Genomic DNA, 15,190 nt, shown 5'->3' on the forward strand with positions numbered 1-15,190 from the left:
TCAAATAATGTTGCAGAGACTGACCTCACTTGCGCTCGGGCTTACACTCTCGTTTGCGCACCTTTTCACAGCCTTTGCGGGAGACATCAAAGTCATCCTGCCCACTGTGACAAAGGCTCTTTACTCCACCAAGCCCAAGTCTTTTGCTATCGTGGTGGACAAAAAAACTTACGAAAATGCCACAGAAGCAATAGACCTGTATTGCACCAAGCTCCACAAGCTCAATCTTGCAGACTACCGCATCATAGCGGATGACGCCACACCCGATGAGATTCGCAAGGTCCTTCATGACATCGAACCCGCCATAGTAGGAGCATTCCTCATTGGTGATATCCCCATCGCCATGATCAGCAATGCCCAACACCTCACCACAGCATTCAAGATGGATGAGACGAAGTTTGACCTGCACCGTTCGTCCGTCCCCAGCGATCGTTTTTACGACGATGCAGGGCTACGCTTTCGTCCTATCAAGAGGGAAGGCAACTTCTTTTACTACCGCTTGGACGAAGACGGAGCGCAGCGGCTCAATCCCGCATTTTTCGTTTCTCGTCTCACCGTCCCCAAGGCGATGAAAGCCGATGCTTACACGCTGATAGACAAATATCTCCGGAAGGCATCGAAGCTCGATACTCCTATCGATACTAAGTTCGAACTCGTGACCTACGCAGGACATGGATACAACTCCGACTGTCTCATGGCTTGGGCTGATGAGCGCAAACTGTATGATGAGATGTTCGGCGGAAATGGGCAAGAGATACGTTCCCTCAACTATCGTTCTTCCAACGACATGAAGTCCGTCATCCTTGACGAGCTTGCACACGGCAACGCCGACGTGATGATCTTCAATGAGCATGGGAGCAGTGATAAGCAATACTTGACGACCAATCTTGCCATCAACGACCGAAAGACGGCGCTCGACCTCTTCCAGTCCTCTCTCTTTGAGACCCTACGCAAAGCCAAAACTCCTCAAGTCCTTGACTCTCTCAAGACAGACCTCGCAAAGAGATACCACCTCACTCCGGAGTTTTTTAACGAAGCACTCAGCCCCCAACGCATATCTGCGGACTCCTTACGCGAAGCCAACTACGACCTCACGCTCGGGGATATGGGCAAAGACTTCCGCCCCACTCCCAAGTTCGTGGTACTGGATGCGTGTTACAACGGAGACTTCTCCGACGATGACTATGTAGCTGCGCATTACATCTTTTCGGACGGAAGCACCTTGGCTGTCCAAGCCAACTCCCGAAATGTACTCCAAGATCGTCGTACCAACGAAGACTTCGGACTCCTGAGCTCCCGGTATCCGGTGGGCATCCTCAACCGGCTTGTCCCCACACTCGAAGGACATCTTTTCGGAGACCCGACACTCTACTTCCCCAGGCCGGGGACTAAGAAGTTCGCGCCCCCACACTTCACGCTCCCCAAAACGAGATCCGAACGAAGAGCTTGGATGAAACACTCCTCTCCCAACTTCAGAGCCGCAGGCCTCCGCCTTGCAGCGCAGAGCGGAGAAGCCAAGCCGGAGATGCTCTTGGCAGGACTGAGGGATACGAGCGTCCTCGTACGCCTGGCGGCATTCAAGGCTCTTTCACAACTCGATGATCCGAATATCCGCGAGCAGGCTTTCCGCATGGCGATAACCGACAAGCACGAGCTCGTGGCTCGTCAGGCTGCCCTCGAAGTCAAGAAGTGGGGCATCCCCGCCACTCTTCCCGTCATAGCGGAAGCATATGTAGGTGACGTACATCGTCTCAGAGTACGCTTCAATCTCTCGTCTGCTCTCTATGCGTTTTCGCCAAAGAATGCCACAGAAGCTCTCATCAAGGCAGCCGAAAAGTTGAGACCCGGAGATGAAGGACTGAAGAAGAGAATAACAGCAAAAAGTGAAGAATTGGTGCGCTTCAGGAACAATATCGTCGAGCCTCTCAAAGATCCATCGACACCTCTCAAAGCCAAACTACAGGCGGCTCGTACAGTGCGCAACTACCAGATCCACGATGACATCGAGACCCTCATGGAGATCATCTCCGATCCCAAGACTGACAGCACACTCACGCTGACACTCATCGAGGCCCTGGGGTGGTTCGATCGCTCTCATCGCAAAAGCCAATTGGTGGAGTTTTGTGAGCAATGTCTCTCACAACCTCATTACAGCGAAGAGATAAAAGCGGAACTACGCCAAACGATCAACAGGCTATCCTCAACAACATCTCATCAGACACGTCGATACGAGTGACACATAAAAGCCCGATGCCGGTTTATCTTCTGATTTTCAGACGACAACCCGGCATTTTTTATTTCATCACCAAAACAAAGACAGAGCTGTCGATTGTGCCCCTTCACAATCCCGCTCTGACAGGGCTCTCCAAAAGAGGCAAAAAAGGTTGTCTAACTTGATGCGTCAAGTCAGACAACCTTTTTCATCAAGTTAGACACATCGATTTCGACAGATGTACATCTTCATTTTTTCTACCATCAAAATCAATCCCTGATAAGAGGCAAAATCCTATCGTAGCACCCCCGATTTGCGAAAATACCGACTTTGAGGTACGTTCCAAGCATCACCTTATTTTATTTTTATGCTACATTTGCGATATATCAATCATGGCAGATAATACAAAAATCAGTCTGCTTTTTTACTCACAAAATAAACTGAAAGAAACACTATGGTAGGAAAAGAATTAGCCGAATTTGGGCGACTGCTCGACACCCCTGAGCTCATGCTCGTTCACATCGAACTCGATACAGACAAGACTGTCCCTGCACATGACCATAAAGGTCAGGAAGTGTTCTTCACCGTCGTGAAAGGACAAGTGGAAGTCACCCTCAATGGTGAGGAAAAACACCTGCTCTCTCCGGGCAAAGTCCTGCACTTCCCGGGCGAAGCAAGCATAGCAGCCAAAGCTCTCGAACCAAGCGAGTTCTTTGTGTACCTCGTCAATAGAAGATAGAGTCATGGACTCGGACAACAACCTCCCAATCACGGCAGAGACAAGACTCCTCGATCTCTTGTCCCGACACCCGTGGCTCAGAGCCGAGCTACCCAAGGTCAATCCGGCATTCAGTATGCTCAGCACGCCGTTTGCCAAGATCATGATACCCAAGGTGACCGTGGGCAAGATGTCCGAGCGATCGGGTATGCCATTGGACAAACTCATCGAGAGCCTCACCTCGCTCATAGCAGAGCACGACCGGGAGTAACAAGACTTCAATATACAAGCAGAGAGTCCGATATGGGAGATAAGCCCATGTCGGACTCTCTACGTATCTACCCTCGGAACCCTCTAATAATCTGAACTCTACCTGCACCTGTCGGGGTTTGAACGCAGATAGAGTTTTTTTGCGCAAAAAATTGTATCTTTGCTAAGTATATTGCTCTCTTCATGTTCAGAGGTGTGCGGAGAGAAGATCAAACAATCTTTTTTACAGTTTTATGACCGCAAAAAAAGTTCTATTTTTAGCTCAAGAGATACATCCATATATCGAAGATAGTCCGATAGGCAAGATCTCTCAATTTTTGCCCCAAGGTATCCAAGAGACAGGATACGACATCCGTACCTTTATGCCCAACTACGGCACTATCAATGAACGTCGCAACCAACTGCACGAGGTGATCCGCCTATCGGGGATGAACCTCGTCATCGATGATAAGGTACACCAGCTTGTAGTAAAAGTAGCATCACTCCCCTCTGCCAAGATGCAGGTATACTTCATCGACAACGATGACTTCTTCAGCCGCAAAGGCAACCTGCACGATGAGGACGGCAACCTCTACAACGACAACAGTGAGAGAGCTGTCTTTTTCTTGAGAGGGGTATTTGAGACGATCAAGAAATTGCGTTGGGTACCGGACATCATCCACTGTCAAGGGTGGTTCACAGGACTCGCTCCTCTGTATTTGAGAACGCTATACAAGGACGAACCGGCATTGGCTCAAGCCAAGCTCGTATTTTCGGCTTACGACCAGACTCCTCAGCAGCCTTTTGGCGAAGAACTGACGAGAGTCTTGGGCTTTGACAACATAGAGTCTCCTCTCCTCGATGGGACGGCATTGGACAAGGAAACCTTTGTGCAACTTGTCCTCAAGTACGTCGATGGTATGGTGATCTCCACAAAAGAGATAAGCCCCGAACTCCTCGATGCCATACACGGCTCAGGAAAGAAATACTTGGACTACCACGAGCCTGAAGTGCTCGTGAAGGCGGTAGACGAGTTTTACAGCACACTTTGACAACCCACCCACGCGGGGCAAAGCGTGAAGATGTACAACAAAGAGACAATACGCTTATCCCAATGAACAGACTGAAACATATAATCCGGGGAAGCTTGGTGCTATTGGCAGCGAGCCTCGTGGTCGCATGCGATGACCAAAACAACGCTTTGGGCATAGACAGCATGCCTGACTACGAAAAGTTCACAAGCTTCAGCAAAGAATACGCCATCAAGTGGAAGACAGTATCTGCCGACTTGAAGCACCAGAACATAGAAAAAGGGACATCGTACAACAATATCTATGTCACCTCTCACTACGGATACGTGGGTGAGATCCCCAATACTCAGTATGGTCGCATACGCAGTGAGTACCTGACACAGTTCTACGTCCCCAAAGGGTTTAAATTTGCAAAGACACCGATCGATGACAAGATAGACTCAGTGAGCATAAGCCTCTACTACACAGGTTACACAGGTGACTCTCTTGCTCCGATCTCAGTGGAAGCCTACAAGTTGGCAAAGCCCCTACCGATCTCCAAGTACACCATCTCCGATGTGAGTGGTTACGTGACGGATCAACTCTTGGGTAAGACTTCTTACTATGCAGGTAGAGGACACGGCAAGACTGCTGTGGGGATCACTTTTGTAGAGATACCTCTACCTCGCGAGTTTGGACAGGAGATATATGACAAGAGCAAAAACGGAGACCCTGTCTTTGCAACCCAAGAGGCTTTTGACAAGTATTTCCCGGGGATTTACCTGACTGCCGGAGCCGGGACCGGTAGCATCCTCCGTGTGCAACGTACGGCTTTGACCATGTACTTCAAGTCAAAAGAAGAGGGAAAGACCAAGGACGGTAAGAGAGACTCCACATATATCGTGACAACGATACAGCAACTTGCTCACACATCGGAAGTACCTCAACTGTCGCGTTTTGCCAACGAAGGGCTTGAGCGTCTCATCAACACAGATGAGAAGGACAGTGTCAGCTATATCAAGTCTCCTGCGGGAGTGGTGACAGAGCTTACCCTACCGACAAAGGCTATAGCTGCGACTCTCAAAGAAGCAAGCGCAGATGTGGACAGAGAGCTCAATTCACTACCTCTGACGCTCTATGGAGAGCCTCAAGGCAGTGGTCAGTATGACCTCACTTTGCCGGGAAATATCCTCTTGTTGCCTAAAGACTCTGTAGCCAAGTTCTTTGAAAAAGAATTGACTGAACTGGATGCTCCTTACACAACTTATCTGAGCACAAAGTCTGCAACGGGATCAGCAACATACATATTTGGCAACCTCGCTGCGATGGTAAAGAAACAGATATCGGAAAAGCCTGACGAAAACCTCGTACTTTGGGCAATTCCGGTCGATCGTACGACAATACAGGGGCGTAACCAAAACCAAGTGTCAAGTTCGATCTCCAACCTTGTACTGCCGACGGCAATAAAGTTTAACTTCGGCGAAGGGCACAATAAGATACGTGCCGTGATGACCGAACGCAAAAAGGGCAGCCCCTTCTGATCTCCCCTTTAACCACCAAGAGTAATAGTATAGCCCTCGTCCCTCAGACATAGGGCAACTCCATAGAGAGGAGATCTTCAGGGCAAGTCATCGCCACGGTAAAGATCTCCTCTCTTTTGATACAACAAAGACACCGACAATGACACCTTTCTTAGAACAGATAGCACAACACTTCTTTGAGAAACACCAAAAGGAACTGTACAAGTACAGATTCTTCTTGCCCAATAGGCGAGCAAGTCTGTTCTTTATGCACTATCTTCGTTCGTATGTCGGTGATACACCCTTATTTGCGCCACGCATCACAACGCTGAACGAATTTATCGGTACGGCTTCGGATCTGGTATCGGGCGAAAAACTGATACTGCTTTTTGAGCTTTACAAGTGCTACACAGCCAGGCTCTCCAAAGAAAAAGCAGAGGAGATGACCTTCGAGAGCTTTTATCAGATAGGAGAGCTCATCCTGCAGGATTTTCAAGACATAGATAAGCACCATATAGATGCGAGGAAGTTGTTCCGCAACCTTTACGAACTTAAAGAGTTGGAGAATGAACTTTCGTATCTTGATGAAGCTCAACGTCAAGCCATAAGCAGTTTTCTAAAACCACTGCCGGCAAAAGTGGAGGATGCCAAACCTCTGCTGAAAAACTTCTTGAACTTTTGGGACGGCCTCTATGATCTATATGTCGATTATAAGCAGAGTCTGAAAAATCTCGGCATCGGGTATGACGGGATGATCATGAGAGACATCTGCGACAAGATAGAGTCCGAAGACACTTCGTTGGGAGACGACGGTGTGATCAATGTCTTTGTAGGACTGAATGCCCTCACACCATGCGAGCACAGGATACTGAAGCATCTGAAAGAATCTTCACAGACACTGTTTTATTGGGACTATCCATCGATACCTCTCAAAGACAAGAGTCCGGCGGCCTACTTCAGGGAATACAATCTCAGCCACTATCCGGAGCCGACAGGCACAGATGCCATCCCGAGAGAAGACATAAAGACATTTCCGAAGATAGAGGTAACTGCCATACCCTCCTCGATAGCGCAGACCGCATATATAGGAGCGGATCTCAAGGCCCTACACTCTGTCCAACCGGAAAGTATGCAAGGCCTCCGTGTTGCCGTAGTCCTGCCCAACGAACGACTTCTCATCCCCATGCTCAGCAATATCCCCATCGAGGTTGAGCACCTCAATGTCACCATGGGATATCCGGTGCGAGAGACTCCGATGGTAGCACTACTGGAGCATCTCCTACTTTCGCTGAATAAACAAGTGATAAACACCTCGTCGGACGATGCGACTTGGCGTGGAGCGGATGTGATACAGATATTCTCCATGTCTGTACTTTCGCCATATATCGGACTTATCAGAGAAAAGGTGAGTGAACTGATCATCCGTCGCAAACATGTCTCTATCACGGGATCGGAACTTCTTTCCCTCATAAAAGAGGCCTACGACAGCATGGAAACAGATGCTGAAAGCGATACGCTAAAGTTGTTACAGCTCATATTCATGGAGCCTCCCAAGCCAGAAGATGGACTCGGTCTCTTTGAATACTTCATACGATTGTTGAGATTTTTGTCTGACAAAAGCATAGAGATGCCGGAAGACATTACGGAATGGAGCAAAGACACTGCAAGCACATCCGAGGACACATCCGAATCCAACGAAGTTTTCACTGCCGAAAAAGCCATCCTGCCTCATCTCCTTCTGCTCATCCAAGAGATGAGACAGACCCTCGTACACTGGCAAGAGGGAGTCGGAGATCACATCCTCACGACACAGATCGTATCAGATGTACTCCTCACTATCTGGCGCAATGCCCGCATCCCTTACACCGGTGAACCACTCAGGGGATTGCAGATGATGGGGGTACTCGAGACAAGAGGTTTGGACTTTGACATCATCTATATACCCGATGCTTCCGAAGGGACTCTACCTCAAAAAAGAGCCGTCACAGGTATCATCCCTTACTCCCTTCGTCTCGGCTACGGGCTTCCGACCTACGAGTGGCAAGATCGCACACGAGCGTACAACTTCTTCAGGCTCATCAGCCGTGCCAAGAGAGTCATCCTCACATACGACTCTCGCAAGAGTGATATATCTCAAGGGGAGCCTTCGAGATATATCCGCATGCTGCACTACATCTATGGAGCAGATGTCGAGTTCAAGTCGGCCAACTATCCCCTGTCTCCTCTTCGCAGGATCGATAGTGGGGATACCCTGCGCCCACAGCTCATCGCGCAGTACCAAAAAGATCTCCAAGATCCGGAGAGTGGCATTGCCCTATCTCCGTCACGTTTTAAGACCTTTGTCCGGTGTCCCCGACAATTTTACTATACCGTCATCTGTGGCATCAGTGATCAGGAAAAACTCCATGAGCGTATCGAAAGCAACGACCTCGGTACGATTGTCCACAATACACTCGAAGAGCTTTACCGCTACTTCATCGAACGCTACGAGGGTATCATCGACAAAGGACAACTCCAGGAATGGCTGAATAAGGCGAATACCGACGTGCGCAACTGTACGCTTCGCCACTTCCGCAAACATTTTTACGGCAAAGACAACGGCAGGACACCACGAGGCTACAACCTCATACAGTACGAATATGCGGTGAGCCAAGTCCTCAGCATCATACGCAAGGACAAAGACTATCCTCGCCAACTAAAATACGTCGGTGGAGAGATGAGGATCACCGATGCGCTCAGCCTCTCAGATGGCTCCACAATCAATGTCAAGGGCTTCATCGACCGTGTAGACCTCGAGGGAGATTGCCTCCGTATCATAGACTACAAAACCGGTAGAGACTCCTACGATATCTCCACCAATAATGCCCAACCTCTGGCATACAATGGAGCTGCGACTCAATTGCTCTTTTACTGCCATGTCATCAGAAGCATGTCACCGGGGCATGAATTCAGGAAGAAGTTGCCCGACTTCAGGACCCTCCGCCCGATCATCAACAAGCCCCATAACCGCTCAAAGGCGGGTGAGCTCACACTGAAAGACTACCGAGGAGGAGGCAAGGCTACGAACACCCTCATTGAGGACTATGAACAAGCAAGAGAGTGGTTTGAGGACTTCATAGACACACTCCTTCTCGAAATCATCGACAAAAACCAAACCTTTGCTCCCCGACCTCACCCTACAACTTGTCGCTACTGTCCGGCCTATGATCTTTGCGAGGCTACGGCACAAAGCACGACAGAAGAAGAGGCGGAGGATGAATAAACCCACTCAACAAATCAACACAACCACACAATGGACATCATAAGCACCACTCATAGAGATATCGACTACAAAGACTCTCTCAGACACCAACAAGAAGCCTTTGACCAGGGGGTACAACAAAAGAAGGACGGCACACCCGTACAACATCGCTTATTCTTCAACGAGCATAAGCCCGTGATCACCCTCGGTCGTCATGCCAAGGAAAGCAACGTCCTCTTTTCTGAAGAAATTCTGGCACAGAACGGAGTCTCCCTCTTCCATATCTCACGAGGAGGCGATGCGACCTACCACGGGCCCGGCCAATGGACGATATATCCGGTCTTTGATCTCGAAGAACTGGGCTTGGGTGTACGTGACTTTGTGGAGGCTCTCGAAGAAGTAGCCATACGCATCCTTGCAAAATATGGACTCTCGGGACACCGTCTCCCCGGAGCTTCGGGCGTATGGATGCATATAGACAGCCCTATGCCCCGCAAGGTGGCAGCCATAGGTATCCACTGCAGCCGATATATCACCATGCACGGTATGGCATTCAATGCCAATACAGATCCCAAGTCATTTCACTGGATCAATCCCTGCGGATTTACCGACAAGGGTGTTACATCACTTCACCTCGAGGTCGGTCAATCCCTCGATATGGAAACTCTCCGCGACCAATTCGAAGAAACTTTTGCCGAAGTCTTCGGGCGCACAGTCATCAAAGGCTGATCATCGCCTCACAGCAAACAAAAACAAGAGGAAAAAAGATCATCGAAATCACAACTTAATTCATCATCGTCCCTCAGAGAGATAATGCACACCATAGTTCAAGGTAACTATCCTGATTTATCAAGGTAGGCATTGATTCATCAAGGTAGACATATCAATTTCGAAAGTTGTACACCTTTTGGGAGATGTGTCTGACCGGGAACGACAGATACCGAGAAAAGTCGACTAATGAGTTGATCCCCCCAATAATATTATCAGATAGCTCAAAGGGCTGTGCGATGATTTATCGCACAGCCCTTTGAGCATTTGTTTATTTGAATAAAATGGCATCAAAAAAAGAACCCCGACACTTCATAAGAAGTATCGGGGATAGGAGAGTGGTCCCACTAGGGCTTGAACCTAGGACCTCCAGATTATGAGTCTGTTGCTCTAACCAACTGAGCTATAGGACCGGTGAAGGATGATGTTTGAATACACAACCCTTTCGGATTGCAATATTACGAAGTTTTTCTGATATCCACAAGGATTGACCCCATTTTTACCCTCTTCAGACCTACTTTCGAGTCATGAACTCCTCTTCTTTGATGGTATTCAGCCGTTCTTTGACATTTTGGATAAGCACTGCATACTCTTTACTGATGCGAGGATCATTGGCGGCAAGTTTGAGAAAACGTTCGTAGTACCTTTTCTCCTGTTTTTTATTTTTTCTCTGACCATATATCATCCCCAAGGCATAAGTAGCCTGAGGATGATTGGGTTCTTTTTGGAGAACGTTCTCCCAATGTTTGATGCTCTCACCATACTTTTGTTCACTCAAAAGAGATAAACCCAGCCCTTGCTGCACTTTCATGAAGAGAGCAGAATCGGGTTGCATTGCCTCTTCGGCTCTGCGGAAATACTCGACAGGGGATGTCGGATGGAGGAAACCTTGCTGCGTCAACAAACCCAACTCCAGCAATATCCAAGGATTTTTTCCCTGAGTCACGGTATCACCGAGAAGAAAAACATTCTTCGCATCGACAAACTTCGACTTTGCTTTCAGACACAATCCATAGTAATAAAGAGTATTCGGACTCAGATCACCTTGATCATAAGCCACTCGAAAATCCTGATAGGCCGAATCAATCTTATTCAGGTTATAGTATTGAAGCCCTCTGATCCCCCTAAGAGCAATATTGGTAGAGTCATAGCGAAGGTATGAAGATGCATAGTATAGGGCAGAGTCCACTTCCTTGATGGCTTGAAAGTTGTTGACGAGTCGGATGACATTACCCGCATTGCCGGGAACAAGTCCGACTGCCTTACGCTGAAAATAAATAGCGGAATCCATCTCCAAAAAGTACCCAAAGATCCGTCCGGCAAGATCGCAGTCCACAAAAGTGGTATCACCACGGCTGAATATCGACTGCAGATAACCCAAAGCCTCATGATGTTTCCCCAAACGATAGTTTTGTATAGCCAATTTGCGATCGATAATCTCTCTCGGTTCAAAATCTCTTGATACCCGCTCATACTGAACCACAGCTCCACGAGCATCCCCGAGTTCGGCAAGGATGTCCCCCATCTTAGCCTTCAACACATCATCGTTGGGAGACTTTATCAGCAAGCTTTGAACGAGCATCAATGCCTCGTTATAACGCGATCTTGTAAGGAGAGAGTCTATTCTCATCATCTCTGCCTTTTGTCCCCAAGAGACAGAGATAGAAAGCAAACTCAAAACCAGCAACAAAAGTATCTTCTTCATAATATCAGACTGTTAAATAATCATACCACGAGCAAATATAGTCACATTCTACGAAAAAACCGTAAATTGAGAAGCATATTTCCTCCCGCTCCTTATCTCATGACCGAAAGCCATCTCTATCCCCCCAACAGACAATAACACCTCCTTTTTATTTATATTTGGGAGACCATCTCTCCTTCCTTAAATTATTGATTCAAAACCAATAAAATATCTACAATTCACCTTAAACGGATATAAATACGTAATTTTGCGTGTTACAAGGAGTGATAGCCTCCCAAAAACACGAAATTTTTCGTATCACAAGTTGAGTGACAATCTCCTAAAAGACAAACATCCAATGGATCGCCTTACAAAAGAACAACGCCACAGAAACATGTCCGCAAACAAAGGGAAAGGAACTAAGATTGAACTTTTGTTTGGAAGACTACTTTGGAATGCAGGCGTGAGATATCGGAAGAATGATAATACAGTTTTCGGGCACCCTGATTTTGTCATTCGAAACATGAAAATTGCAATCTTTTGTGATGGAGACTTTTGGCACGGCCGAAACTGGGAGACAAGAAAAAATGACCACAAAAGCAACCGAGAATTCTGGCTCTCCAAGATAGAACGAAATATAGAAAGGGATAAGGAAGTCAACAAACAACTTGAAATCCAAGGATGGAAAGTTTTCAGATTTTGGGAGACAGAAATCACTCGAGAACCGGACAAATGCTTAAATAGAATTCTGACATATATGAACACAAAAACGACGGCAGACGAAAAAATCTCTATTACCCGAATATGTAATGGCAGTAAAGTATCGATGCAGATGTACGGTCCTCACTCTCTGAATGAGGACGGATCCATCATTCCGTTTGAGGAACAAATGGCAATAGTCTCTCATTACTTGCACAATCAAGGCCATAAATATGAAGTCCCCTATAAAAATAAGGCAGAAGGACTGATAAAGGATATTTATAACCTACATAATAAAGAGAAAGTAAAAAACGGATGCCTTTCAGATATTCGTGTTCAATATTCATTCTTTTCTGAACTATTCTCTGTTCCATTTCTACCAAATAGCAAGCCGAAATTTACCTTTATTGACTTATTTGCAGGCATAGGTGGATTTCGAATGGCAATGCAAAACATTGGCGGGAAATGTATTTTTTCTTCAGAATGGGACCCCCAGGCACAAAAAACATATCTTCTGAACTATGGAGAGGTTCCTTTCGGAGACATAACAAAGGAAACAACAAAAGCATTTATCCCTGATGATTTTGATGTTTTGTGTGCCGGATTTCCCTGCCAGGCCTTTTCTCTTGCCGGGAAGAGATTGGGATTTGAAGAAACACGAGGCACACTGTTTTTCGACATTGCTGAAATAATACGCCGCAAACGACCCAAGGCCTTTTTCTTGGAGAATGTCAAAGGTCTGCTTATCCATGATAAGGGTAAAACAATCAAAACCATCTTGAAAGTGCTAAGAGAAGATTTGGATTACTATGTGCCTGACCCCCAAATCATAAATGCAATGAATTTTGGTGTTCCACAGCATCGGGAGAGAGTGTACATAGTCGGCTTCAGAAAAGATCAAAATGTAAACGAATTTTCATACCCTGAACCAACAGACACGACCAAGACATTTGCTGATATAAAGGAGGAAAAGACGGTTTCTGCAAAGTACTACTTATCAACTCAATATCTTAAAACTCTTGTTGCACATAAGGAACGCCATGAGGCAAAAGGGAACGGATTTGGCTATGAGATCATCCCCGATGATGGAATAGCAAATGCCATTGTTGTTGGAGGAATGGGCAGAGAAAGAAACCTTGTAATCGATGACCGTCTCAAAGACTTCACCCCTGTGACCAACATAAAAGGAGAAATAAACAGAGAAGGTCTCCGCAGAATGACCCCACGAGAATGGGCAAGACTACAAGGATTTCCTGATAACTTTATAATTGGAGTTGCTGATGCTTCGGCCTATAAACAGTTTGGTAATTCCGTTGCTGTCCCTGCCATTCAAGCTACAGCGCAAGAAATAGTAAAAAGGCTTAGACTTTCAAAAGATAAGGGATATGGCTTTAAAAGGGAATAAAGGCGAACTGAGCGAACTGTATACATTCTTCAAACTACTTGGTGACGGTCGTCTTCATTGTGGAGATGGAGAGCTCAATCGTTATGATGATAGATACTATCCTATTTTGAAAATATTCCGTGATGACGCAATTGATAGGAATACCTACGAAATCCAAAGTACTGAAAGTAGTATTTTGGTTACCGGTAAAAATATCCCCGACACATTCCCACCAATTCCACAAAAAGATTTCAGACAGGCTGCTGAAACCCTGATTAAATACATAAAGGATAAGGAGCAAAATGCAGACATGTCTCACCTTGAGTCCTTTATGGAGATTATAGATATTCATGACATCAAGTCTAAATCATCGGACAAGGCGGATATTCGGATTGTGATTCACAATTTAAACACAGGTTCAAAACCAGAACTTGGATACAGTATTAAATCAAGACTTGGAGCAGCTTCGACGTTGATTAATTCAAATGGAGATGGCACAAATTTTATTTTCAGGGTTCAAGGGATAACAACAGAACAGGTAAAAACATTCAACACCTTTGACAGATTTAAGAAGAAGTTCGATTATCTGGAGTCTATCAGGGCCTCTATTGCGTATTACAGGACTGCAAATAGAGTTTTGCACAATAATCTCACATTACTCGATCTGGGTATAGAAAAGGTCATAGCAGAGAGTTTACGCTATTACTATTCCGGAAAAGGGCGAGATTTAGATGAAATCACAAAACACATAACTGTTGCCGATCCATTGAATATCTCGGGAGATACAGATCAACCGATGTATGCATATAAGGTAAAACAGTTTCTACTTGCATTTGCATTGGGGATGACCTGTAGCAAACCTTGGTATGGGAACTTTCATGCGAATGGAGGGTATATTGTTGTAAAGGAAGATGGTGACATCGTATGCTATCATTTTTTCGATCGAAATGATCTTGAAGATTACCTTTTCAGTAACACCCGTTTTGAAACACCAAGTATCTCACGCCATGATTTTGGCAAAATATATCAAGAAGATGGAGAGTTTTTTCTCAAACTGAATCTCCAAATCCGATTTAAATAAGATAAGTCATTGAAACAATATAAAATATTGACATTTAACCCCTTATACCCCATAAAAAGCTCTTAATCTTGATCTGGAAATTAATATCAACACTTTTGCTTTATCTATAACCTTATCAAGAGCCAAAACATCCCTCATAACCAAAGACTTCTTTAAGGATGTGTTGGACATAATATTGACAGATGGTAGTATCCCAAAAAGTGTGTAAGGTTAGTTGTTCCTTTTATTCCCGAGGTAACCCCGGGGATAAAAAACTTTGAGTTTTTCGGGTTATTACTCATTCTATTTGATACTCCGGTCTTGGAAATAGGGCAATCTCCTTGCGTAAGTCCTTTCGGTCATCTCTCGGGCAACAGATCCGAGGAGAAAGACCACGGCATCAGCCGAGGGAAGAGCCCCACGCATGCGCAACGTGCGCTTATAACTACGATTGAGACGCTCCACCCGATTTGTCGAGTAAATCATACGACGAACCCCTTCCGGGAACCTCAGGTAGGTGAAGTAGTCTATATTGCGAGGTGCCGATAAGGAGAGCAGGCTCCTGTAGCTTTTCCCCCGACATTCTGCAAATGTACACAATTTCTCAAATGCTTTGATGGGAGTAAGACTTGTGACCGAGATAGG

The 15,190-nt window shown here is 46.2% G+C and carries 11 protein-coding genes and 1 tRNA gene; 9 read left to right on the forward strand and 3 right to left on the reverse strand.

Features of this window, described 5'->3' with window-relative positions; translation table 11 throughout:
- The first annotated feature begins 7 nt into the window (after positions 1-7).
- The 7 genes from Q4A14_RS05005 to lipB all read left to right on the forward strand — a co-directional run bounded on the left by Q4A14_RS05005 (position 8) and on the right by lipB (position 9,679).
- Positions 8-2,236: a HEAT repeat domain-containing protein gene (locus Q4A14_RS05005; protein ID WP_303170398.1), complete on the forward strand. Its 2,229-nt coding sequence runs from the start codon at positions 8-10 to the stop codon at positions 2,234-2,236.
- 430 nt (positions 2,237-2,666) lie between these two features.
- The gene (locus tag Q4A14_RS05010) at positions 2,667-2,951 is read left to right on the forward strand and encodes a cupin domain-containing protein (RefSeq protein WP_303170399.1); all 285 of its coding nucleotides are present in this window, start codon (positions 2,667-2,669) and stop codon (positions 2,949-2,951) included.
- A gap of 4 nt (positions 2,952-2,955) precedes the next feature.
- The gene (locus Q4A14_RS05015; RefSeq protein ID WP_303170400.1) at positions 2,956-3,201 is read left to right on the forward strand and encodes a hypothetical protein; all 246 of its coding nucleotides are present in this window, start codon (positions 2,956-2,958) and stop codon (positions 3,199-3,201) included.
- A gap of 232 nt (positions 3,202-3,433) precedes the next feature.
- On the forward strand, positions 3,434-4,231 hold the full coding sequence (locus Q4A14_RS05020; RefSeq protein WP_303170401.1) for a glycogen/starch synthase: 798 nt from the start codon (positions 3,434-3,436) through the stop codon (positions 4,229-4,231).
- A gap of 62 nt (positions 4,232-4,293) precedes the next feature.
- A complete protein-coding gene (locus Q4A14_RS05025; protein WP_303170402.1) occupies positions 4,294-5,730 on the forward strand; it encodes a DUF4270 domain-containing protein in 1,437 nt (478 codons plus the stop codon).
- A 139-nt stretch (positions 5,731-5,869) separates the two neighbouring features.
- Positions 5,870-8,971 carry a PD-(D/E)XK nuclease family protein gene (locus tag Q4A14_RS05030; protein WP_303170405.1) on the forward strand — a complete coding sequence of 1,034 codons (3,102 nt, stop codon included), beginning with the start codon at positions 5,870-5,872 and terminating at the stop codon, positions 8,969-8,971.
- Positions 8,972-9,001: 30 nt separating this feature from the next.
- Entirely contained in the window at positions 9,002-9,679 is a 678-nt protein-coding gene (gene lipB / locus Q4A14_RS05035; RefSeq protein WP_303170406.1) for a lipoyl(octanoyl) transferase LipB, read from the forward strand.
- 378 nt (positions 9,680-10,057) lie between these two features.
- Here lipB and Q4A14_RS05040 read toward each other — a convergent pair.
- A tRNA-Ile gene (locus Q4A14_RS05040) sits at positions 10,058-10,131 on the reverse strand.
- 101 nt (positions 10,132-10,232) lie between these two features.
- Complete coding sequence (locus tag Q4A14_RS05045; RefSeq protein ID WP_303170407.1) at positions 10,233-11,423, reverse strand: hypothetical protein; 1,191 nt, start codon at positions 11,421-11,423, stop codon at positions 10,233-10,235.
- Positions 11,424-11,760: 337 nt separating this feature from the next.
- On the opposite strand from Q4A14_RS05045, the gene vsr reads away from it, so the two are divergent.
- Together vsr and Q4A14_RS05055 are read left to right on the forward strand one after the other, a co-directional pair.
- The gene (vsr, locus tag Q4A14_RS05050; RefSeq protein ID WP_303170409.1) at positions 11,761-13,506 is read left to right on the forward strand and encodes a DNA mismatch endonuclease Vsr; all 1,746 of its coding nucleotides are present in this window, start codon (positions 11,761-11,763) and stop codon (positions 13,504-13,506) included.
- Positions 13,487-14,566, forward strand: a complete 1,080-nt coding sequence (locus Q4A14_RS05055; RefSeq protein WP_303170410.1) for an HpaII family restriction endonuclease — start codon at positions 13,487-13,489, stop codon at positions 14,564-14,566. The genes vsr and Q4A14_RS05055 overlap by 20 nt, the downstream gene beginning before the upstream one ends.
- A gap of 282 nt (positions 14,567-14,848) precedes the next feature.
- On the opposite strand, the gene Q4A14_RS05060 is transcribed toward Q4A14_RS05055, so the two are convergent.
- The coding region (locus Q4A14_RS05060; protein WP_303170412.1) for a transposase at positions 14,849-15,190 on the reverse strand (342 nt) is incomplete at its 5' end.

This window comes from Porphyromonas sp. (assembly GCF_030529325.1).
Classification (GTDB): domain Bacteria; phylum Bacteroidota; class Bacteroidia; order Bacteroidales; family Porphyromonadaceae; genus Porphyromonas_A.